The following is an 808-nucleotide window of genomic DNA, read 5'->3' as shown; positions in this document are numbered from 1 at the left end:
CGATGGCACCTTGCGCATTGACAGTGACCCCCGCTGCGTCCAGCGCGAGGCTGCGCGTGTTCGGTGTCCGACCGGTGGCAACCAGCAGTTTGTCGGCGCGCAATTCACCGTGCGTGGTGGTCAGCACGAATTCACCGTCCATATGGGCGACCTGGCTGGCTTGCGTGTGCTCCAGCACCTCGATGCCCTCGGCACGGAAAGCGGCTGTCACCGCCTCGCCGATGGCCGGGTCTTCACGGAAGAACAAGGTATTGCGCGCCAGGACCGTGACCTTGCTGCCCAGCCGGGCAAAGGCTTGCGCCAGCTCCAGCGCCACCACCGACGAGCCGATTACGGCAAGGCGTTCGGGAATGGTGTCGCTCGCCAGGGCCTCGGTGGAAGTCCAGTAGGGTGACTCTTTCAAGCCCGGAATCGGCGGGACCGCCGGGCTGGCACCCGTGGCGACCAGGCAGCGGTCGAACATCACGACGCGCTCGCCACCCTCGTTCAAACGGACGGTAAGGCTCTGGTCGTCCTTGAAGCGCGCCTCACCGTGCACAACGGTGATGGCCGGATTACCGCCCAGGATGCCTTCGTACTTGGCGTGCCGCAGTTCGTCGACGCGGGCCTGCTGCTGGGCCAGCAGCTTACTGCGGTCAATCGTAGGCACAGTTGCCGCAATACCGCCATCGAACGGGCTTTCCCGGCGCAGATGGGCGATGTGGGCGGCGCGGATCATGATCTTGGACGGCACACAGCCGACATTGACGCAGGTGCCGCCGATGGTGCCGCGCTCGATCAGCGTGACCTGCGCGCCTTGCTCGACGGC

1 protein-coding gene is annotated in these 808 nt (G+C 65.8%); it reads right to left on the bottom strand.

Features of this window, described 5'->3' with window-relative positions; all coding sequences use genetic code 11:
- Positions 1 to 808 (bottom strand): FAD-dependent oxidoreductase (locus tag AC3A6M_RS24820; protein ID WP_229997705.1); only part of this gene is annotated, 808 nt, incomplete at both ends.

It is taken from the genome of Telluria sp. Soil_C_11 (assembly GCF_057657395.1).
Note: the sequence above shows the minus strand (reverse complement) of the source record. Positions and strands in the feature narration are given on the sequence as shown.